At 65.2% G+C, this 22,593-nt stretch carries 16 protein-coding genes; 3 read left to right on the top strand and 13 right to left on the bottom strand.

Translation table 11 applies throughout. The annotated features are described in order from the left end of the window. Positions 1-59 precede the first annotated feature (59 nt). The gene (locus AC1D75_RS26100) at positions 60-1,313 is read left to right on the top strand and encodes a CaiB/BaiF CoA transferase family protein (RefSeq protein ID WP_495518208.1); all 1,254 of its coding nucleotides are present in this window, start codon (positions 60-62) and stop codon (positions 1,311-1,313) included. A gap of 94 nt (positions 1,314-1,407) precedes the next feature. Here the strand turns inward: AC1D75_RS26100 and AC1D75_RS26105 are convergent, their stop codons facing one another. The 11 genes from AC1D75_RS26105 to AC1D75_RS26155 all read right to left on the bottom strand — a co-directional run bounded on the left by AC1D75_RS26105 (position 1,408) and on the right by AC1D75_RS26155 (position 15,691). Further along, a complete protein-coding gene (locus tag AC1D75_RS26105) occupies positions 1,408-2,136 on the bottom strand; it encodes a sulfite exporter TauE/SafE family protein (protein ID WP_495518209.1) in 729 nt (242 codons plus the stop codon). Between the two features lie 110 nt (positions 2,137-2,246). Next, positions 2,247-3,812, bottom strand: coding sequence for a bifunctional phosphoribosylaminoimidazolecarboxamide formyltransferase/IMP cyclohydrolase (gene purH, locus AC1D75_RS26110; protein WP_495518210.1), 1,566 nt, complete (start codon positions 3,810-3,812; stop codon positions 2,247-2,249). Continuing rightward, complete coding sequence (gene purN, locus AC1D75_RS26115) at positions 3,809-4,417, bottom strand: phosphoribosylglycinamide formyltransferase (RefSeq protein WP_495518211.1); 609 nt, start codon at positions 4,415-4,417, stop codon at positions 3,809-3,811. The genes purH and purN overlap by 4 nt, the downstream gene beginning before the upstream one ends. Before the next feature lie 120 nt (positions 4,418-4,537). Beyond that, positions 4,538-6,037, bottom strand: coding sequence for a cell division protein PerM (locus tag AC1D75_RS26120; RefSeq protein WP_495518212.1), 1,500 nt, complete (start codon positions 6,035-6,037; stop codon positions 4,538-4,540). 184 nt (positions 6,038-6,221) lie between these two features. Next, a complete protein-coding gene (locus AC1D75_RS26125) occupies positions 6,222-7,409 on the bottom strand; it encodes a DUF5336 domain-containing protein (RefSeq protein WP_495518213.1) in 1,188 nt (395 codons plus the stop codon). 438 nt (positions 7,410-7,847) lie between these two features. Continuing rightward, positions 7,848-9,500: an AMP-binding protein gene (locus AC1D75_RS26130; RefSeq protein WP_495518214.1), complete on the bottom strand. Its 1,653-nt coding sequence runs from the start codon at positions 9,498-9,500 to the stop codon at positions 7,848-7,850. A gap of 27 nt (positions 9,501-9,527) precedes the next feature. Continuing rightward, entirely contained in the window at positions 9,528-10,364 is an 837-nt protein-coding gene (locus AC1D75_RS26135) for an HpcH/HpaI aldolase/citrate lyase family protein (protein ID WP_495518215.1), read from the bottom strand. A gap of 32 nt (positions 10,365-10,396) precedes the next feature. Next, on the bottom strand, positions 10,397-10,915 hold the full coding sequence (locus AC1D75_RS26140) for a MaoC family dehydratase (RefSeq protein ID WP_495518216.1): 519 nt from the start codon (positions 10,913-10,915) through the stop codon (positions 10,397-10,399). Beyond that, positions 10,912-12,084: an acyl-CoA dehydrogenase family protein gene (locus AC1D75_RS26145; RefSeq protein ID WP_495518217.1), complete on the bottom strand. Its 1,173-nt coding sequence runs from the start codon at positions 12,082-12,084 to the stop codon at positions 10,912-10,914. Before AC1D75_RS26145 ends, AC1D75_RS26140 begins: the two co-directional genes overlap by 4 nt. Further along, entirely contained in the window at positions 12,081-14,096 is a 2,016-nt protein-coding gene (locus AC1D75_RS26150) for an acetyl-CoA carboxylase biotin carboxylase subunit (RefSeq protein WP_495518218.1), read from the bottom strand. Before AC1D75_RS26150 ends, AC1D75_RS26145 begins: the two co-directional genes overlap by 4 nt. An 11-nt stretch (positions 14,097-14,107) precedes the next feature. Continuing rightward, positions 14,108-15,691, bottom strand: a complete 1,584-nt coding sequence (locus AC1D75_RS26155) for a carboxyl transferase domain-containing protein (protein WP_495518219.1) — start codon at positions 15,689-15,691, stop codon at positions 14,108-14,110. Positions 15,692-15,894: 203 nt separating this feature from the next. Here AC1D75_RS26155 and AC1D75_RS26160 point away from each other — a divergent pair, with 203 nt between their 5' ends. Then, a complete protein-coding gene (locus AC1D75_RS26160) occupies positions 15,895-16,803 on the top strand; it encodes an RNA polymerase sigma-70 factor (protein ID WP_495518220.1) in 909 nt (302 codons plus the stop codon). Between the two features lie 7 nt (positions 16,804-16,810). On the opposite strand, the gene AC1D75_RS26165 is transcribed toward AC1D75_RS26160, so the two are convergent. Beyond that, a complete protein-coding gene (locus AC1D75_RS26165) occupies positions 16,811-18,016 on the bottom strand; it encodes an NAD(P)/FAD-dependent oxidoreductase (RefSeq protein WP_495518221.1) in 1,206 nt (401 codons plus the stop codon). A 199-nt stretch (positions 18,017-18,215) separates the two neighbouring features. Here AC1D75_RS26165 and AC1D75_RS26170 point away from each other — a divergent pair, with 199 nt between their 5' ends. After that, entirely contained in the window at positions 18,216-21,785 is a 3,570-nt protein-coding gene (locus tag AC1D75_RS26170; RefSeq protein ID WP_495518222.1) for an indolepyruvate ferredoxin oxidoreductase family protein, read from the top strand. A gap of 123 nt (positions 21,786-21,908) precedes the next feature. Here AC1D75_RS26170 and AC1D75_RS26175 read toward each other — a convergent pair whose 3' ends face one another. Then, complete coding sequence (locus AC1D75_RS26175) at positions 21,909-22,562, bottom strand: SACE_7040 family transcriptional regulator (protein ID WP_495518223.1); 654 nt, start codon at positions 22,560-22,562, stop codon at positions 21,909-21,911. Between the last annotated feature and the right edge of the window lie 31 nt (positions 22,563-22,593).

Consider the following 22,593-nt stretch of genomic DNA (forward strand, 5'->3'; position numbering starts at 1 on the left):
CGACGCGCCCGGCCGAGCCCGATTGCCGCCTGCAGTCGACGATTCGACAAACTGAGGAGATGACAAGCACCACAACGTCTCAAGCAGGGGCATCGGGATCCGAGCCGGCGGTCCCCACCGGGGCACTCGACGGGATCCGGGTGCTCGAGCTGGGTTCGCTGATCGCCGGCCCCTTCGGTGCCCGTCTGCTGGGTGATCTCGGGGCCGACGTGATCAAGATCGAGGCGCCGAACTCCCCCGACCCGTTGCGCGGTTGGGGCCAGGCCGAACGTGACGGACACCACTTCCTGTGGACCGTCTACGCCCGCAACAAGCGAGCCATCACGCTGAACCTGCGCAGCGAACGCGGCCGCGAGATCTTTCTCGAGCTGGTGGAGCAGGCCGACATGATCGTCGAGAACTTTCGTCCCGGCACCCTTGAAAAACTCGACATCGGCTACGACGTACTCCGCGAACGCAATCGGGGCATCATCCTGGTCCGCGTGTCGGGATACGGGCAGACCGGACCTGATGCCGGCCGCGCCGGCTACGCGTCGGTTGCCGAAGCCGAAAGCGGACTACGGCATCTCAACGGCTATCCCGACCAGCCGCCGCCACGCATCGCACTCTCGCTCGGCGACACGCTCGCCGGGATGTTCGCCGTGCACGGAGCGCTCGCCGCGCTGTACCGCCGGACGGTCACCGGTGAGGGCCAGATCGTCGACGTGGCACTGAACGAAGCCTGCCTGGCGGTTCAGGAATCGACCATCCCCGACTACGACCAGGGCGGAGTGGTCCGCGGACCTTCCGGCACCCGGCTCGCCGGCATCGCGCCGTCGAACATCTACCCCACCGGTGACGGCAGCATGGTTGTCATCGGCGCCAATCAGGACACCGTCTTCCGACGCCTGTGCGCGGCGATGGGCAAACCGGAATTGGCCACCGATCCCCGATTCGCCGATCACGGGGCCCGCGGAGAGAACCAGGACGAGATCGACGAGATCATCGCCAAGTGGACCGCCGAACAGCCCAAAGACCATCTCATCGCGCTGCTCAAAGAGGCCGGTGTGGTTGTCGGGCCGATCAACACCGTCGCCGAGGTGGTCACCGATCCCCAACTGCTGGCCCGGGACATGATCACCCCGCACTTCGACGAACGAATCGGCGAAGACGTCCTCGGGCCGGGCATCGTGCCCAAACTGACCGGTACCCCGGGCCGGATCCGCAACGCGGGACCGTCGGTCCCTGGTCGTCACAACACCGAGGTCTTGAGCGAACTGCTGCACCTCGACGACGAGGAGATCAAGGCGTTGAAGGACGACGGCGTCCTCTGACCCACCCGCTGTCACCCAAACGCTCCGGATTTACGAGGATGCTCCACATATTTGTGGAGCATCCTCGTATATCCGGAGCGTTTGCGGGTTTGGGTCAGCGGAAGGCCAACCAGATCGCCAGCCCAAAACCGGCGAATGCGATGGCAATTCGCAGCGGTGTCGCCGGGATCCGGGCCACCACCGGTGGTCCGACCCAGCCGCCTGCCAGGCATCCGACACCCATCGCGGCCGCGGCACCCCAGTCGATTGATCCGAAGAACACGAAGACCAGGGCGGCAACAGCATTCGACGCGGCCAGCAACACCGACTTGAACAGCGTTGCCTGCCATATCGTCTGCGTCGTGGTGATCAGTGAGACGGCCAGGAAGATGATCCCCGCGCCGGCACCGAAATAGCCACCGTAGATGGCGATGACGAACACAGCGATGGGCAGTATCGCGGGTATGTCGCGGTGGCCGGACATCCGGCGAATCATCGGCTGGCACAACACCGCAAGGGCCGCGACCGCCACCAGATACGGGACCACCGCCTCGAACGTGCTCGCCGACGTCAGCAACAGGACCACCGCGCCGACAAGACCACCGGCACCGGCACAACCGAGCAACGCGAACAGACGTCGGTCGAACGAGATGGATGCCCGCGCCGACGTCGCACTGCCGATACCGACCGGGATCAGCGCCACCGTATTGGTGACATTGGCGGTGATCGGCGGTAGGCCCGCCAGCAACAGGGCCGGATAACTGACAAGAGACGCAAGTCCGGTCACGTAACCCACCACACCGGCAAGGAAGCCGGCGGCAATCAAGAACGCCAGTTCCGCCACCGCCGCAACCTACCTCACTACCCCCGCTCCCCCCGCAAACGCTCCGGAAATACGAAGACGCTCCACATATTTGTGGAGCGTCCTCGTATTGATGGAGCGTTTGCGGCGGGCTAGTGGGCGAAGTGCCGGGCCCCGGTCAGGTAGAGGGTGATGCCTGCCTCGTTGGCGGCCGCGATCACCTCGTTGTCGCGAATCGAACCACCGGGCTGCACAACTGCTTTCACGCCGCCGTCGATGAGCACCTGCAGTCCGTCCGGGAACGGGAAGAACGCATCGGAGGCACCGACACTGCCGCGAGCCCGGTCACCGGCACGCGTCACCGCGAGATGCGCGGAGTCGACGCGATTGACCTGACCCATACCGACACCGACCGACGCCCGATCCGACGCCAGCAGGATCGCATTGGACTTCACCGAGCGGCAGGCCCGCCAGGCGAACTCGAGATCGGCCAGGGTTGCCGCATCAGCGGCCTCGCCTGCCGCCAGCTGCCAGTTTTCCGGCGAGTCACCCTCGGCGTCGAGGATGTCGCGGTGCTGAACCAGTACCCCACCGCTCACCGGCTTCAGTTCCACGGCATCGCGGCGCGGGGGCTGCGCAAGCAACACCCGGACGTTCTTCTTGCGGGTCAGGACCGAGAGCGCACCGTCGTCGAATCCAGGGGCGACGACGACCTCGGTGAAGATCTCCGCGATCTGCTCGGCCATCTGCAGGCTCACCGGCCGGTTCGCGGCGATGACTCCACCGTAGGCACTGACCGGATCGCACGCGTGCGCCTTGCGGTGCGCCTCGGCGATGTTCTCCGAGGTTGCGATGCCACAGGGGTTGGCGTGCTTGATGATCGCCACCGCGGCGTCGGTGAAGTCGTAGGCGGCACGCCAGGCCGCGTCGGCGTCGGTGTAGTTGTTGTAGCTCATCTCCTTGCCGTGCAGCTGCTCGGCCTGGGCCAGGCCCGGTGCCTCGGTGCTGCTGACGTAGAGCGCTGCGGGCTGATGCGGGTTCTCGCCGTAGCGCAACACCGACGAGCGCTCCCAGCTCTTGCCCGCCCAGACGGGGAACTCGCTGTCGGGCTCGGGCGCGACAACGCGACCCATCCACTCAGCGACCGCGATGTCGTAGTCGGCGGTGTGACGGAATGCCTTCGCGGCCAGAGACTTACGCTCGACAAGCGTGAATCCCTCGGCCTCGACGGCGGTCAGGACATCCGCGTAGTCGCTGGGGTCGACCACCACGCCGACCGACGGATGGTTCTTGGCGGCACCGCGCACCATCGACGGTCCGCCGATGTCGATCTGTTCGACGCACTCATCGGGGGTCGCACCCGAGGCCACCGTCTCGGTGAACGGGTAGAGGTTCACGATGACCAACTCGAATGCAGCGATGCCGAGTTCGGCGAGCTTCTCGATGTGCGCGTCCTTGCGGGTGTCGGCCAGGATGCCGGCGTGCACCACCGGGTGCAGCGTCTTGACCCGACCTTCGAGGCACTCCGGGAAGCCGGTCAGTTCGGAGACCTCGATGACCGGGACGCCGGCCTCGGCGATCTTCTTGGCCGTCGAACCGGTCGATACGATCTCGACGCCGCCGGCGTGCAGGCCCTTGGCCAGTTCGGTCAGCCCGGATTTGTCGTACACGCTGACCAATGCCCGACGGAAGGGCTTGCGCTGCAGGTCATTACTCACTGAATGTGGGCCTTTCGTCCTTCGATGACAACACCTTTGGTGGCAATCGAACGCACCACCGCTACAAGCAGCACCCGTTCGACCATCTTGATTCGTTCATGCAACGTGATTTCGTCGTCACTGGACTGCACGGCAACCGGGGCCTGCGCGAGAATCGGACCGGTGTCCACGCCGCTGTCGACCAGATGAATGGTCGAGCCCGTCACCTTGACGCCGTGGGCCAGTGCGTCGGCCACCGCGTGCGCGCCGGGGAACGACGGCAGCAACGCGGGGTGCGCATTGATGATGCGGCCACCGAAACGGGCGAGGAACTCCGGCCCCAGGATCTTCATGAATCCCGCCGCCACCACCAGGTCGGGGTTGAACGCGGCGACCGTGTCGGCAAGCTTGCGATCCCATTCGGAGCGGTCACTCATCATCGGGACGATCGCAGTGTCCACTCCGCGTCGTCGCGCCGCCTGCTCGGCGGCGCACTCACGGTCGGTCACCATCGCGACAACGGTGCCCGGATAGTCGTCGTCCTCGGCGGCGTCGAACAACGCCGAGGCCAGCGAACCCGCGCCCGACGCGAGGATGACAACGGACACCGGGGTGACTGACGGCATGGCGTCCAGTGTGGAACTCCTCGAACTCTGGTTTGAACGGAAATCTTCGACGACGCGGGCCCCTCATCGAGTGGCCCGCAGATGCCTCGTCTCGCGCTGTCGAGCCTAATCGCTGCTGTTTCAGCGAGGCCGTCGGGTACCGAACTCGTCGGTCGAAACCAGTTCCTCGCCGCCGACCGCGTCGATCATCTCGGAGTCGGCGTCATCCCAGTCGGTCTCGGTGACCCAGTCGTCGACATCCCAGCCGTCGATCGCCGGGGCGACGTCTGTCAGGGCGCCTGAGTCTCGATCGAGGATCGGGATCTCGGCCGGTTCGTGATACTCGATCTCCAGCTCTGCCGGGACCGCGTCAGCAGCCTCATCGAGATCGTCGAACTCGTCGAGGTCCCGTGGGGCGTAGTCGTCGTAGATCAGGTTCATGGCACGCGCGCGAGCTCGCCGGGTCGACGGCAGCGCACTGTGGATCAGCGCCATGACCGACCCGACAACGGCGATCCAGCCGAACGCGAAGACCCCCACCACCGGCAGGTTGACGCCGACCTCACCGAGCACACCGAGCTTTCCACCGGCCACCGCCGAGGCCGCCACGATCGCCAACGACGTCAGACCCGCGGCCACCACGACGGTGCGGATGTTGCGCAGCAGCGACAGATCCACGCACAGTCGGGCGACGATCAGTGACACCATTGCGGCGCAGGCAAGCAGGATCAGACCCCACCGGCCACCGCCGCCGTCGGGAAGCACCGCCAGGATCGGCAGCGGCGGCACCTGTCCGCCGACCGAACCGAAGAGGTCGACGCTCGCACCGCCGACCTGCACGGGCGCCCCGACCAACGCGGCTGCCGAACCGATCACCACGTTGGGCAGGTAGAGCAACGAGAGCAGGAACAATCCGAGCACGCCTGCCAAGCCATTGCCTGCCGACAGCAGCTCGCCCGCGACGGACCAGTTGATGATCAACCGGAAGGCGACAACCAACGCGCCCAGCGTGAACATCGCGACCACCGCGATCAGGCCACAGCGCAGACCTTTGAGCACCCAGTCGGCCACGCCGGTCCGCACCACAATCGTCGGCCACCACTTGTAGGCGACACCGCCGACGGCGCCAAGCGCCTGGACCGCGAGCGTGCAGACGAAGGCCAGCAGCGCATTCGGGCTCTGCAAGGTCATCACCGTCGATGCGTCCATCACCACGGCCAGCGACAGCACGGTGGCGAGCAGTGGCCCGCCGACGGCGGCGAGGATCACGGCCGCGACCTCGGAGTGTGGACGGTCGATGTCGGTTGCCCGGGCGGTGGATCGTGCCACCGCGAACATCATCAGCAACGTGGGGGCCAGCGGCATCACACCGACGGTGACGTCGCCGACGGTCATGGGTACCTGATGTATTGCGAACCACATCGACGCGACCGTCGCGGGCAGACTCCCGAGGCCGTCGCCCACGGTCAGCAGGGTGACGATCGCGACCAGGATCAGTAGCCCCAGAGTGGCAGCTGTGGTCCCGAAGGCAAGCCGGACAAGCGCCCGGGTCGAATCCGCGGCACCAACCTCATCGGCGCGGCGCGAGCGGCGTATCTCGCGCAGACGCGCGGCGAGGTTTTCCGCTGTAGAACTGACCACTGGCCCAGGGTGTCATTCGCATCGCATACCGATGGTCAGGCGCGCCGAAGAAATGCAGTTTACGAATTGATGAATTGACACACCTGGATAAAGCAACACACCGGACGGTTGCGGCCATTGGCCACAACTGTCCGGTGTGTACTTCGGTACGGGAATTGTTTCCGGACCGGATTGAAGCAGAGTTCTAGCGCTCCGGCGACTTGAACTGTGTTGTCTGATCGCTGCCCTGGCCCGGGCGGTCCTCGGAGCTCGAGGCTCCCGGTGCCTGATATGAGGTTGCCCCCGGATGTGCACCGGGCGACGGAGCACTCGGCTGCGCGGACGAGGGGCTACTCGGCTGCGGTGTGGCAGATGGGTTCGCGGACGGAACTGCCGTCGTCGCATCCGAACTTCCGGACTTGCCCTGCCCGGCCGTGTCTGCGGCGGACGGCGCATTCTGCCCGTAACCGGTCTGCGCGTACGGATTGCTCTGCGCTGCCTGGTGACTGCCGGAACCCGATGCGCTCTGACCGGACGATGCCTGGCCGTAGCCTGCGCCGTACCCGCTCGCCTGTCCGTATCCGCCACTCTGTCCGTAGCTGGGAGCCGATTCTGCCGCGGCCTGCTGCGAGCCGGTCGAGGTGGACGCGGTGGTAGATGCGGCGTCCGCCGATCCGGTTTTGATGATTCCGGCTTCGACCAGCAACCATGCCACCGCGACGGCAGCCTGGATGATGCCGAAGACGATCACCAGGATGAATCCGATGCCTGCATCGCCTTCACCTTTGGTGAAGAACTGGAACAGGATCAGCAGTCCGCCGATCACCGACATGCCGGCGACCACACCGCTGAACTTCGTGTCCTGCTTGAGCAGCAACGTCGACAGTGCGATCAGACCGGCCGCACCGAGGATCGTCAGCGCAGTGGCCTCCCACTGGAACATGTGGTTGTTCTCGAGGCCCTCCATGTCGATCACAGGAGCGAAGCCGAGGAAGAAGTTGATCAGACCGAGGGCGCCGAGCGCGTAGACCAGGTAGGTCCCGATTGCGGCGGGCAGACCTTGCTTCGCCGCGGGCTGCGAGTAGCCCTGCTGGCCGTAGCCATAACCTTGCTGGCCATAGCCCTGCTGCCCCGCAGGCTGTTGTCCGGTTGGCTGTTGCCCATAGCCCTGCGAGGGCTGCTGGCCGTAGCCCTGCTGTCCATATCCTTGCGGGGGCTGCTGGCCGTAACCCTGTTGCCCGGCAGGCTGTTGTCCGTATCCCTGGGCCGGCTGCTGGCCGTAACCCTGGCCATATTGCGGCGCTCCGGCTTCGGGTTGTCCCGCGCCGGGGTACTGGGAGCCTTGGTACGGCTGCTGCGAGCCGTAGCCGGACCCCCCGGGTTGATAGCTCATTTTCCACTCCTGCGTTCGAGGACTTGGGTGTCGCGCCCCACGCTAGTACATACGCCTGGGCCGACGGCGGCCGATTTGGTCGGGTTGTCCTACTTCCAACCTACGGTCAGTGCCTGAACAGGCCGAACTCTCTGATCGTGACCACAGATCGGTACCTGAGCTCGGCGTATTTGCCGCATTGATCATCATATTTGATACCGGCAACGGCGGACAGACCCACCGAGCATGAATGCGCACTGTTTCCACGGGTCGGCCGGATCGCCTTGATCGGATTCTTTTACCGTTTTCAAACACGGCGATCGCCATGCGTCGCCTGAATGCATTTGCGCCGAGAGGATTTGCTCCATCGGGACCGAAATCTGCGAATGTCCGATCTCGCAAACCGTGACCCGAATTGTTACTCAGAAATACCCCTCCGACGATTCGGGCAATGCGGCGTCAGATATCGAGAATCCGCAATGCCTGCTGACGCATCTGGACCTTGCGGACCTTGCCGGTCACGGTCATCGGGAACTCGTCGACCAGGTGCACGTATTTGGGGATCTTGTGGCGGGCGATCTTGCCGTCCGCAAACGCATTGAGGTCGTCGACGGTGAAATTGTCTGCACCGTCGCGCAATTGAATCCACGCCATCAGTTCCTCGCCGTACTTCTCATCGGGCACGCCGATCACCTGGGCATCGAGGATGTCCGGGTGCGTATAGAGGAACTCTTCGACCTCGCGTGGGTAGATGTTCTCTCCCCCGCGGATCACCATGTCCTTGATCCGGCCGGTGATCTGGACATAGCCGTGGCTGTCCATGACCGCCAGGTCGCCGGTGTGCATCCAACCGTCGGTGTCCAGCGCTTCGGCGGTCTTGTCCGGCTGGTTCCAGTACCCGATCATCACGCTGTACCCGCGGGTACAGAACTCGCCGGTCTCACCGCGGGCGACGATGTTGCCGGTGACCGGGTCGATGATCTTGATCTCCAGATGTGGCCCGACCCTGCCCACCGTGCCGACCCGCCGGTCGAACGTGTCGTCGGTGCGCGTCTGTGTCGACACCGGCGCGGTCTCCGTCATGCCATAGCAAATCGACACCTCGGCCATGTGCATCTTGTCGATGACCTGCCGCATCACCTCGGCCGGACACGGTGATCCGGCCATGATGCCGGTCCGCAGTGAACTGAGGTCGTAGCTGTCGAAATCGGCAAGCGCCAGCTCGGCAATGAACATCGTCGGCACGCCGTAAAGGCTTGTACACTTCTCGGCCGCAACGGCTTTCAGTGACAATGACGGATCAAAACCCGGCGCGGGGATGACGATCGCCGCACCGTGGGTGGTGGCCGCGAGGTTACCCATCACCATGCCGAAGCAGTGATAGAACGGTACCGGGATACAGATACGGTCGGCTTCGGTGTATCCGCACAACTCGCCGACCAGGTAGCCGTTGTTGAGGATGTTCCGGTGGGACAGCGTGGCGCCCTTGGGATTCCCGGTGGTTCCCGATGTGTACTGGATGTTGATCGCGTCATCCTGGCTCAGTGACGCGGCGATCTCATCCAGAGCGGCGAGCTCGGAATCGGTTGGCGTGGTGCACAACTCATCCCACTCGGGGCTGTCCAGCAACACCACCGATTGCAGAGCGTCGCAGTTGCCCAGCGCGGTGGAGAGCATGCCTGCGTAGTCGGCTCCACGGAATTCACGGGCAGCGATGACGGTGCGGGCGCCGGATTGGGTCAGCGCGAACTCGATCTCGGTCTGCCGGTAGGCCGGATTGAGGTTCACCAGGATGACGCCGAGCTCCGCAGCGGCGTACTGGGTCAGCACCCATTCGGCACAGTTCGGAGCCCACAGTCCCAGACGGTCACCGGGCCCCAGCCCACTGCGCGACAGCCCGGCGGCCAGTGCGCGAACCTGCTGCCGGAGTTCCCCGTATGTCCACCGGCGACCCGTCGGAACATCGACAAGGGCCTCACTGTCGGCGAATCGCTCCGCGGTATCACGAAGCGATTCGCCGATGGTCAGCGTCAGCAGCGGTGGTTCTTCTTCACCTTTGGCGTACGAGCGCGGCACGCTTTCGGCGCCCCTTGTAGACGAGCGGTCAGACATCGTTGTCTCCTCACTGGTCACACCTGGTCAAGCTGTTGCCGGATCAACCCTTCGCATGATGGCCTCGGCCTGTCCGAGCAGTGGCGAATCGATCATCTGACCGCCCACCCGGAAGACACCGCCGACATTGTCCGCAGCGGCCGCGAGCACTTCGCGTGCCCACTTGACCTCGTCTTCGGTCGGGCGATATGCCGCCCGCACGATATCGACCTGAGACGGATGGATACATGCCGTCGCCTCGTAGCCCAGATTCACCGCGTCGAGGGCTTCCAACTGCAAACCCTCGGTGTCGGCGATCTCGATGTGTACCGAGTCGATGGCGAAACGTCCGTGACTGGCGCAAGCCAACCGGACCATGCCGCGAACCTGACGGGCCACATCGCGGTACCGGCCGGCGTTCTCCTCGGCGGCGGTGAACCGGCTCGACCGGCCACCCATCGCCGCGATCAGATCTTCGGCACCCCACATCAGTCCGATGCAGTTGGGCGCCGCGGCGATCTGATCGGCCTGGGTGGCCCCGAGCGGGGTCTCCACCAGCGCCACCACCTGGTATCCGATCGCCAGCAACTGGTCCGCGCTCTCGGCCTTCGCCAGCATCACCACGCGATAGTCGGTCTGTGCCAGCGCCTTGAGATCCTTGAGATGATCGCCGGTGCCCGCCGGATTGATCCGGACCATGGTGATGTTGGGGTCGATCGGGTTGTTGATCAACGCCTCGCGCGCATCGTCGCGGGCTTCGGGTCGGACCGCATCCTCGAGATCGATGATCACCGCGTCGGCACGTTCGGCAGCCTTGGCGTATCGCTCCGGCCGATCGGCCGGGACGAACAAAATCGCCGGCCCCGGTGGACTCCAGTTCGTCATCGATTTCCCTCCTGTGCGTTCTACCTCAATGGTCACGGGTTCTTCCGAACCAATGTCGATCGCTGTGCAACAGCAACTATGTCACCATGCTGATTCTTTCCTATATGACGCAGGGACACCACGCCTTCACCGGGCCTGGATTTGCTTTCCCTCTTCCCGGTGCACACGGTTTCGGCGTACAGCGTGTCGCCAGCGAAGAGCGGCTTGGGGAAGGCGATCTCCGAAAAACCGAGATTGGCCACCAAAGTGCCCTGGGTCAGCTGACTCACCGACAGTCCCACGATGGTCGATAACGTGAACATCGAATTGATCAGGCGCTGACCACCGAATCCCGGCTGCTCGGCTGCGAACGCCGCATCGAGGTGCAGGGCTTGGGTGTTCATCGTCAGCGTTGTGAACAGCACGTTGTCCGCCTCGGTCACGGTACGGCCGGGGCGGTGTTCGTAGACGGTGTCGATCTCGAACTCTTCGAAGTACAGACCGCGCTGGGTGACTCGTTTCGGTTCCCCACCGGAGTTGGTGTTCATTTCACTGCCCGGCGTGGTGCTCATGCGAACCCCAGCTCACGTGCGATGAGCATCAACTGGACCTCGGTGGTGCCCTCACCGATCTCGAGGATCTTCGAGTCGCGGTAGTGACGTGCCACGGGGTACTCGTTCATGAACCCGTAGCCACCGTGAATCTGCGTTGCCATGCGGGCGTTGTCCATCGCCGCCTCACTGGACACGAGCTTGGCGATCGCCGCTTCCTTTTTGAAAGGCTTGCCTGCCAACATCTTCGACGCCGCGTGGTAGTAGGCCGTGCGTGCCGTGTGAGCCCGCGCCTCCATCCGCGCGATCGAGAACGACACCGACTGGTAGTCGCCGATGGGACGACCGAAGGACTGCCGCTCCTTGGCGTATTTCACGCTCTCATCGACACACCCCTGAGCGACACCGGTCGCCAGCGCGGCGATCGCGATCCTGCCCTCGTCGAGGATCGACAGGAAGTTCGCATAGCCGCGACCACGCTCGCCGAGCATGTTCTCTGCAGGCACCCGGGCGTCGTCGAAACTCAGCGGATGGGTATCCGAGGCATTCCAGCCCACTTTGTTGTACGCCGGTTCAGCCGTGAAACCTGGTGTGCCGCTGGGCACGATGATGGTCGAGATCTCCTTGCGCGGGCGGCCGTCGGCGCCGGGCGAACGCGTACCGGTGACCGCGGTGACCGTGACCAGCGAGGTGATGTCGGTGCCGGAGTTGGTGATGAACTGCTTGGAACCGTTGATCACCCACTGATCGCCGTCTTGTTTGGCGGTGGTGGCGGTGGCCCCGGCATCCGAACCGGCACCGGGTTCGGTGAGACCGAAACCGGCCAACTTCTTCCCGGCCGTCAGATCGGGCAGCCACGTCTGCTTCTGCTCTTCATTGCCGAACCGGTAGATCGGCATCGCACCGAGACCGACGCCGGCCTCCAGGGTGATGGCAACCGACTGGTCGACCTTGCCGAGTTCTTCCAGTGCCAGTGCAAGAGCGAAATAGTCGCCGCCCATGCCGCCGTATTCCTCGGGGAACGGCAGACCGAACAGGCCCATCTCCCCCATCTGGCGGACCACGTCGTACGGAAAGCTGTGCTCGGCATCATGTTTGGCCGAAACCGGCGCAACCACCTGCTGCGCAAAATCGGCCACGGTTTTGCGGAGTTCGTCGTATTCGGTGGTCAGGTCATCGGTGACACTCATGCGGGTGTTCCTTCCGTGGTGGTGGCTGCGGCCGGGTCGATGACTGTTGCCAGCTTCTGACCGGCGGCCACCTTGTCTCCGACTTTCACCGTGACGGTGAGATCACCGGCGCGGGGTGCAGTCAGGGTGTGTTCCATCTTCATTGCTTCGACCACCAGCACCGGAGCGCCGGCCTCAACCACCTCGCCACCGGGATTGAGCACCGCCACAACGGTTCCCGGCATCGGACTGGTGATCTCACTGAGGGCTTCGTCATCGGCCGACGACCGCAGGATGTGTGCGGTGGCAACCTCCCAGATGCCTCCTGGACCACTGATCCAGTAACTCTGGTGGTTCTCGTGGCCCAATTCGGCCTCCGGATCGGACTCGGTGATGAGCCACCGTGCGCCGGCACCGTCAACGGTGAGGCGCTCGCCGTGCAGCGCTGCCGAGGCGTTCCAGTCACCGATTTCCACCTGCGCATCGGTCTCCGGTCCGGTCACCGACACGGTGACCTTCTCGTCGCCGACCTGCAGTCGCGTCCGGGTCGGTGCAGCGCCGCCGATTCGCCAGCCGACCTCCGAGGTCCACGGCGTGCCCGCATGTCGGGCCCGGCGGGTTCGGTGCAGGCCGACCAGGGCCAACGCTTCGGACGGGACGGCGGGCGGCGTGTAGTCGACGATGAGGCGATCGAGCAGCTCGGTGTCGAGGTCGCCCTCGCGTACCCGCGGCTCATCGAGCACGAAGCGGCAGAAATCGATGTTGGTACGCAACCCGAGCACGTGGGTGTCGGCCAGTGCGGCGCCCAATCGTTCAATCGCATCGGCGCGATCTTCGCCGTGGACAATGACTTTTGCCAGCATGGGGTCGTAGTCGCTGCCGACGACTCCGCCGGTGACGATGCCGGAGTCGACCCGGATTCCGGGTCCGCTCGGCTCGTCGACCAACAGCAGCTGACCGCCGGTCGGCAAGAAACCGGCCGCCGGATCCTCGGCGTAGACGCGGGCCTCGATGGCGTGGCCGGTCATGGTGACATCGTCCTGACCGAAGTCCAGCTTCTCGCCAGCCGCAACCCGCAGCTGCCACTCGACCAGATCGATACCGGTGACCAGCTCGGTGACCGGATGTTCCACCTGCAGACGGGTGTTCATCTCCATGAAGAAGAACTCGTCGGGGCGCTTCGCCGAGACGATGAACTCCACCGTGCCGGCGCCGGTGTATCCGACCGAGCGGGCGGCATCGCAGGCCGCTGCGCCAATCCGGGCGCGGGTGGTGGCGTCGAGCAGTGCCGACGGTGCCTCTTCGATCACCTTCTGATGGCGCCGCTGGAGCGAACATTCACGTTCCCCGAGGTGTACGACGTTCCCGTGGGTGTCGGCGAGAACCTGCACCTCGATATGACGCGGGGTGTCGACAAACCGCTCGAGGAACAGGGTGTCGTCGCCGAACGCGGCACCGGCCTCACGGCGCGCGGTCTTCAGCGCCGCAGGCATATCGGCCGGATCAGCCACCCGATGCATGCCCTTGCCACCGCCACCGGCGCTCGGCTTGATCAGCACGGGGAACCCGATATCGGTTGCTGCCGCGATTAATTCGTCGTCGCCGAGACCGGGCCGTGAGAGACCGGGCACCACCGGAACATCACGTTCGGAAACCGCGGCGCGGGCGGCGATCTTGTCACCCATGACCTCGATGGCCCGGGTCGGAGGGCCGAGGAACAGGATCGAGGCCTCGTGCAGAGCGCGCGCGAAAGCTGCGTTCTCCGAGAGGAATCCGTAGCCGGGGTGCACCGCATCGGCGCCGACGCGCTTGGCCGCACCGATCACCTTGTCGATGTCGAGGTAGCTCGCGGTGGCCGCCGCGGGTCCGATGTGCACGGCCTCATCGGCGAGTCGTACGTGCAGCGAATCGGCATCAGCATCGGAATACACTGCAACGCTGCGGATTCCCTGAGCCCGAAGGGTGCGGATGACCCGGCAGGCGATCTCGCCCCGGTTGGCGATGAGAACTTTTTTGATTGTCTTGGTTGCCATGGTGGTGCCTCTCACATCCGGAAGACGCCGTAGGACACCGGCGCCAACGGCGCTCGGCGTGCGGAAGCCAACGCCAGCCCGAGCACGGTGCGGGTGTCGGCCGGGTCGATGACACCGTCGTCCCACAACCGGGCGGTCGAGTAGTAGGCGCCGGACTGGTTTTCGAACTGCTGCCGGATCGGGGCTTTGAAGGCTTCCTCGTCGGCGGGATCCCACTGCTCGCCACCGCGTTCGATCTGGTTGCGGCGTACCGTTCCCAGGGTGTCGGCGGCCTGCGGGCCTCCCATCACCGAGATCCTGGCATTGGGCCACATCCACAAGAAGCGGGGCGAATACGCCCGGCCGCACATCGAGTAGTTGCCGGCTCCGAACGAGCCGCCGATGATCACGGTGAACTTGGGAACTCGGGCACAGGCGACCGCGGTGACCATCTTTGCACCGTTCTTGGCGATGCCACCCTGCTCGTATTCCCGTCCGACCATGAAGCCGGTGATGTTCTGCAGGAACACCAGCGGGATCTTGCGCTTGTCGCACAGCTCGATGAAATGTGCTCCCTTGAGGGCACTTTCGCTGAACAGCACGCCATTGTTGGCGATGATTCCGACCGGATGTCCGTGGATGTGGGCGAACGCCGTCACCAGCGTGGTGCCGTATCCGGCCTTGAACTCGTTGTATTCGCCGCCGTCGACGACGGTTTCGATGACCGCGCGCACGTCGTAAGGGGTGCGGGCATCGGTCGGGACGATGTCGTAGAGATCCGTCTGCGCGGCTTTCGGTTCCCGCACCGGCTGCACATCCCACTGGGGGGCTTCCTGCGGTCCGAGTGTCGCCACGATGCGGCGGACCCGTTCGAGGGCGTCTTCGTCGTTCTCGGCGAGGTGATCGGTCACGCCGGACACCGTGGAGTGCATGAGTCCGCCACCGAGATCTTCGGCGGTGACGTCTTCGCCGGTGGCAGCCTTCACCAGCGGCGGACCGGCCAAGAAGATGGTGCCCTGATCACGCACGATCACCGTCTCGTCGCTCATCGCCGGAACGTAGGCGCCACCGGCTGTCGACGAGCCGAGGACCGCCGAGATCTGCGCGATGCCTGCGGCACTCATGTTGGCCTGGTTGAAGAAGATCCGGCCGAAGTGATCGCGGTCGGGGAAGACATCGTCCTGTTCGAGCAGCATGGCGCCGCCGGAATCGACGAGGTAGATGCACGGCAAGTGGTTGGCAGCCGCGATCTCCTGCGCGCGCAGGTGCTTTTTGACCGTCACCGGGTAGTAGGTGCCGCCCGATACGGTGGCATCGTTCGCGATGATCAGGCATTCCCGCCCGGCCACCCGGCCGATGCCGGCGATCACGCCAGAGGCCGGGGCCTTGCCGTTGTACATGTCCTCGGCCGCCAGCGGGGCGATCTCGAGGAACGGGCTACCGGCGTCGAGCAGCGTGTCGATCCGATCGCGGGGCAGCAACTTACCCCGGGACAGGTGACGCTCGCGGGCCTTGTCACCGCCGCCACGTGCAACGCGATTGAGCCGTTCTCGCAGTTCGGTGACGTTCTTTTCGTGCGCTTGCCGCCACTGGCCTGCGACTGCGGTTGTGGACACCTGCGCCCACCTTTCAGTTAGGAGCGATTAACTGAATTGGACGTTACGCGCCTTCCGGTCCAATTGTCACGTGTTTACGAGCGGCGATGTCGCGGTTGCCTGCAGATTCACCGCACCCCGGGCAGATGCGGTGCAAAATCTGTCACAGAAAGCCGACCCCCGACGTCTCGATGGTGCCCAACCGTTGACACGAAGGAGTACCCATGACCACCCGACCCGGGAACGACCCGGTGACCGATTCATTCGTCGAGCACCGCAACCTGCTGTTCACGGTGGCTTACGAGATGCTCGGTTCGGCCGCCGACGCCGAGGACGTGCTCCAGGAAGCCTGGATCCGGTGGGCAGCGAGGGCCGCTGACACAGACCTCGAGTCGGTGCGTGATCCGCGGGCCTTCCTGGTCAAACTCACCACGAGACAAGCGCTGGACCGGCTTCGGATGCTCGGGCGCCGCAAGGAGTCGTATGTCGGCGCATGGCTACCCGAACCTCTGCTGACCTCACCGGACGTGGCTGCTGACGTCGAACTGGCCGACAGCCTGTCCACGGCCATGATGTTGGTGCTCGAGACCCTCAGTCCAACCGAGCGGGCAGTTTTTGTTCTCCGTGACGTCTTCGAGTTCGGATACGACGACGTGGCGCAGGCCCTGGACAAAACGCAACCGGCCGTCCGGCAGATCGCACGCCGGGCCCGCCTGCACGTCACCGCCCGACGCCCCCGAGACACCGCCTCCGCCGGCGAGACCCGCGCCGCACTCGACGCATTCCAGGTGGCCGTCACCACCGGCGACCTGCAGGCCCTTGTCGATCTCCTGGCGCCCGATGTGGTCGCTCTCGCAGACGGTGGAGGACGCAAGAAGGCCATCCTCCGACCAGTCGTCGGTGCCGACCGGGTCGCGCGGATGTTCACCACCGGACTGCCCAGGCTCGCGGGGCAGATCTCGACCGAACGGCGCCTGGTCAACGGACACGAGGCGCTGTTGATGACGCTCGGCGGAGAGTTCGACGGGGTGGTGACGATGCTCGTGCAGGATGGCCTGGTCGCTGCCATCTACTACGTCCGGAACCCCGAGAAGCTGACATCTCTTCGCCAGATCACCCCGTTGAGCCGGTGACCCGCTGTCAGATCCGATCGCGGGAAGCGTCGGCAGTCGAGTCGGCAGGCACCTCGACACCGCCGACACGGCGTGGCCGCGCCTGATCCGAGAACCTCCAGCGGTATGTCCCGGGCTTGCGCGCCTCGCGTGGGAGTACCTTCCCGGCGATGTCGGACAACGCCTTCGCCTTGAGCATCGCGCCGGCGCGGCCACCGATGTAGAGACCGCGGGCAACATCGTCCCGGGAGGCGAACTGCACTGTGGCGGAGTGACTTCCGACGCCGATACATTGGCCGAAGGTACCGATGGTGATCGGTGGCGGTCGCCTGCCTGCGATTCGGGCGAGGATCGTGTCGGCGGCGTGCGCACCGAGCGGGAGTGCGGTCTGGCAGCTCATCCGCAGTGGGCTACCGGATGGCGCCGCCACGTCACCGGCCGCCACGACGCGGTCGTCGTCGACACTGGTCAAGGTCTCGTCGGTGAGCAGGCGACCATCTGGATCGGTACTCAACCCACTACGGGCCGCCAGATCGGGCACACCGAATCCGGCAGTCCACACCGTGACCGCGCTCGGCAGCTCCGTGCCGTCCGCCAGTCGTACGGCGTCCCCTGTCACCTCGACGACCGGGGCATTGACGACAACGGCCACCCCGGCGCGAGCGAGCGCCCGGGACACCGAACGACGGCCCTTCGGGTGGAGGCCGGGGCCCAGATCACCGGCGCCGACCAGAGTCACCGGACGCCCCTGCTCGGCGAGTTCGGCGGCCGTCTCGATTCCCGTGGCACCGGCACCTATCACCGTGACCGGTGCGTCGGCGGGCGTGCATTCCAGCACGCGCCGGGTGCGTTGCGCCTCCTCGAGCGTGGCCATCGGATAGGCGTGTTCAACTCCGCCCACGACGCCCGGGATCGAACTACCACTGCCGACGGCGTACACGAGATGGTCGTAGTCGAGGCGCCCCTTCGAGGCCGGCCTCACGCTGCGACCGGCCGTGTCGATCTGCACCACCGTGTCGACCACCAGGCGAACCTCCTTGGCAAGCACACTGCTGAAATCGGTCACTCCCTTTTGGGTGCCACCCACCACCTGGTGCAACCTGATCCGGTTGACGAAGTCGGGTCGTGGATTGATCAGCGTCACCGTGAGATCCGGGCGCCCAGTCAGGCGGTTCGCCGCCATCACACCCGCAAAACCGCCTCCGACCACGATCACCTGCGTCGTTCGATTCATCGTTTTCTCCTCGCATCAGGGGTTGATGGCCACAAGACGCCGACCAGCCCGAATCTGTGACAACCGGGCGCCGGCACACACAGTTGCGGTAAATGTGGGCACGGTCACAGCTGCAGTACGATCGGCTTACCGAATTGCATGTCCTCGTCCCACCACCCCCGGGGCGATCACAACCACATAGAGAGCCGGGTAAACAGCCATGACCCTCGTCCAGCACCACCAGAACGATCGCGATCCGCTTGGCGGCAACGTCCGCAGCGACGCAGCTCGACCAGTACGCCCCGTTGAGTCCTTTTCGCTCGACGACCGCTACACCCGGGAGACCGGGACGATCTATCTCACCGGCATCCAGGCCCTGGTCCGCATGGTTCGTGACCGCGCCCGCCTCGACCGCCGCCAGAACCTGAACACCTCGTCGTTCATCTCCGGATACGAAGGTTCACCGCTGGCCGGATACGACCTCGAGATCGCCCGCCGCGCCAAGTACCTCGACCCGTTCGACATCGTCCACCGCCCCGGCCTGAACGAGGACCTCGCCGCGACCTCGGTGATGGGTTCACAAGTCGCCGCGCAGGTCGGCACACTGGCCGCCGGTACAGATGGCATCCCCCGGGACGGTGTCGTCGGCTACTGGTACGGCAAGGCTCCAGGACTCGACCGGGCCACCGACGCCCTGCGCCACGCCAACATCATCGGCACCCATGCCGCCGGTGGTGCGGTGGCTCTCGTCGGCGACGACCCCGGCGCCAAGAGCTCCACGATTCCCTGTGCGTCCGAGATGGCACTGGCCGACCTCTACATGCCGATCCTCTACCCCGCCGATTCCCAGGACATCCTCGATCTCGGAGTCCACGCCGCCATCATGTCGCGGGTCTCCGGACTATGGACGTCGTTCAAGATCTCCGCACATGTGGCCGACGGCGCCTCGACGGCCGACGTCCATCCCGACCGCATCCTGCCCGTCTACGGCGACCTCGGCACCAGCCCCCACGTACCGAGCGGAAAACTGTTGGGCGCCAACCTGATGGAGCTCGAACAGAATCAGCTGACGATCCGGTTGCCACGTGCGGTCGAGTACGCCCGCATCAACCGGCTCAACCGGATCACGGCACGCAGCTCCGACGACCGGATCGGCATCGTCGCCGCCGGAAAAACCTACATGGACGTCCGGGAAGCACTGCGGCTCATCGGCATCACCGACGACGACCTGCCACGCCTGGGGATCCGCATCCTGAAGATGGGTATGGTCTACCCGTTCGAGCGCGAGATTATGGACGAGTTCATCTCCGGACTCGACGAGGTGATCGTCGTCGAGGAGAAACGCGACTTCATCGAAACGATGATGCGCGACATCCTGTTCCGGCGGCCGAATGTCCCCGCCATCGTCGGCAAGACCAACGAAGACGGTTCCACCCTGTTCTCCCGGTTCGGCGAACTCGACATCGATTCGGTCACCCGCGGACTCGCCGGTCGCCTTGCCCGCCATCACCAGATCCCGGCCGCACAGAACTGGCTCGACACCAAAGGCCGCAGCCGGGGACGAATCGAGATCCCGCTGGCGGTCCGCACCCCCTACTTCTGCTCGGGCTGCCCGCACAACAGCTCCACCAAGGTGGCGGACGGAACCCTTGTCGGTGCCGGAATCGGCTGTCATGCAATGGTTCTCCTGATGGATCCGAGTCAGGTCGGCGACATCGCCGGTGTCACCCAGATGGGTGGTGAAGGTGCGCAGTGGCTGGGCATGGCGCCATTCGTGACACAGCAGCATTTTGTGCAGAACATCGGCGACGGCACGTTCATGCACTCGGGGTCGCTCGCCCTGCGATCAGCAGTGGCCGCCGGGGTCGACATCACCTACAAATTACTGTTCAACGGCACGGTGGCGATGACCGGCGGCCAGGATCCGGTGGGTCAGATGACATTGCCCCAGATCGTGAATCTGCTGCAGGCCGAACGCGTCACCCGGATCATCGTCACGTCCGACGACCCCATCCGAACCCGATCCCTGCACCTGCCTGCCGGGGTCGAGGTACGGCCACGCGCCGAAATGATGGCCGTCCAACAAGAGCTGGCCGCCACCGCGGGTGTCACCGTCCTCATCCACGATCAGGCCTGTGCCGCGGAAAACCGCCGTAAGCGCAAGCGCGGCAAGGCTGCCACGCCCACACAGCGCGTGATGATCAACGAACGCATCTGCGAGGGCTGCGGCGACTGCGGCGAGAAGTCGAACTGCCTGTCGGTGCATCCGGTCGACACCGAGTTCGGACGCAAGACCCGGATCGATCAGAGTTCCTGCAATTTCGACTTCTCGTGTCTGAAGGGCGACTGCCCCTCCTTCGTCACCGTCACCCCGTCCGGCAAGGAAAGGGTGCGCCATATCGTTGCCGACATCGGCGACGACTCACTGCCCGAACCCGTGTCGTCCAAGTCCGTCGACAACGGATTCACGTTGCGGGTCACCGGCATCGGTGGCACCGGTGTCGTGACGGTCTCCCAGGTGATCGCCACGGCCGCGGTTCTCGACGGTCATGTCGCCCGGACCGTCGACATGACCGGTCTGGCGCAAAAGGGTGGTGCGGTGGTCAGCGACGTCAAGGTCAGCGCGGGCGTGGTCGAGCAGGCCGCCAAGGTCGCCACCGGCGACTGCGACATGTACCTGTCCTGCGACGGCCTGGTGGGCGTCGATCCCGCGAACCTCAAGGTCGCCTCCCCCGAGAAGACCACCGCCGTGGTGTCGACCACCAAGGTCCCCACCGGCGCCATGGTCATCGACACCTCGGTCTCCTATCCCGACCACGCCGCGATCGCGGACTCGATCGCCCATTCGGTGGCGCGCGCCATCTATCTCGACCCCGGCGCGTTGACACTCGACCTGTTCGGCGACGAGCAGTACGCCAACATGCTGATGGTCGGTGCCGCTTACCAATCCGGGGCGATGCCGATCTCGGCCGCCTCGATCGAACGCGCGGTAGAACTGAACGGCGTTGCGGTAGAGCGCAATGTGCAGGCCTTCCGGCGTGGGCGTCAGGTGGTTGCCGATCGCGCCGGGGTGTCCGCGGCCATCACCGCCACCCATCCGGCCCCGCCACCGAAGCGGTCGAGCGACGACGCGGTGCGGTTGACCGCCGAGTTGACCGGGGTGCGACCCGATGTCCGGCAGCGTGTCCAGCATCGCGTCGACGAGCTTGTCGCATACCAGAACCTGTCCTACGCAACCGAATACACGTCGTTCGTCACCCACGTTGCCCAGCGCGGCGACATTGACGACCTGACCGACGCGGTGGCACGCAACCTGTTCAAACTCATGGCATACAAGGACGAATACGAGGTCGCGCGACTCACCCGCGATGCCGCCTTTGCCGCCGAGGTCGCCGATCAGTTCGGCGACGACGCCAAGGTCGCGGTCCGACTGCATCCACCGACGCTGCGGGCGATGGGCATGAAGAACAAGATCGCCCTCGGCCGCCGGGCGACCCCGGCCCTGGCCGCGTTGGCCAAGGCAAAGCGACTGCGCGGCACCCGGTTCGATCCGTTCGCCCGAGCGACGGTCCGCACGACCGAACGGGCGCTGATCGGCGAATACCGCAACCTGATCGAACGGGCACTGACCGGACTGGCCGACGGGACGATCACCCCGGACCGCCGGCATGATGTGGTCGCGCTTGCCGAGTTGCCGGACCTGATCCGCGGCTACGAGGACATCAAACTGGCCAACGTCGACCGCTATCGCGAGGCCGTCGCCGTCCAGACCGCCGCCCTCGGCATCTGATCCCCCCACCGCCCCCGGTGCCCAACCCCCAAATTCGCGCCACTTACTCGCGAACGCGCCGGTTGCAACCGGCGCACACGCAGGCAAGTGGCGCGAATTTCGGGAGGGATCTGTGTGCGACGGTCAGAGGCGTGCGGCGGTCAGTGCCGCGCGCGCCATCTGCGCCAACAACTTCTGCTGGCGGGCGATCTCGAGTTCGGGCAGCCGCGGGGAGGAGTTGATCAGGCCGAAGGCTGCATGGACCCGGGTTCGGCCCTCCTGCCGCGGGATCGACGGGTCGACCCGGACGAGAACGTCGGTCCACAACTCGACGTATTGACGCTGCAGTCGCCGGACCTCGCGGCTGGCCTCCGGGGTCAGGGACGAAAGATCACGATCCTGTACGCGGATGAGCTCCGGTTCGGTGGTCGCGAAGTCCACGTGGAACTCGATGAGCCGTTCCAGCGCGTCGACGTCGTCGGTCGACGCGGCCACCACCGCCTGCCCGCCGGCATGCAGGCGTTGCGAAATGGTGATGAGCATTTCCGCCAGGACGGCATCCTTACCGGAGAAATGCCGGTACATCGCCGGACCACTGACGCCGACCGCGGCGCCGATGTCTTCGAGTCGCACACCGGCAAAACCCCGTTCAGCCATCAGGCGAGCTGCCGCAGCAAGCAGTTCACGGCGGCGCGCGGCCTTCGCCAGACCACGACGGGTCACCGGGGCAGGCGACGGGGAGCCCGCCGTCGCAGATGTCCCCTCGGTTGCAGATGTCCCCTCGGTTGCAAATGTCATGGTCTGTTGAGAGTACCGAGGTACACCCCCG

It is taken from the genome of Williamsia sp. Y712 (genome assembly GCF_059445525.1).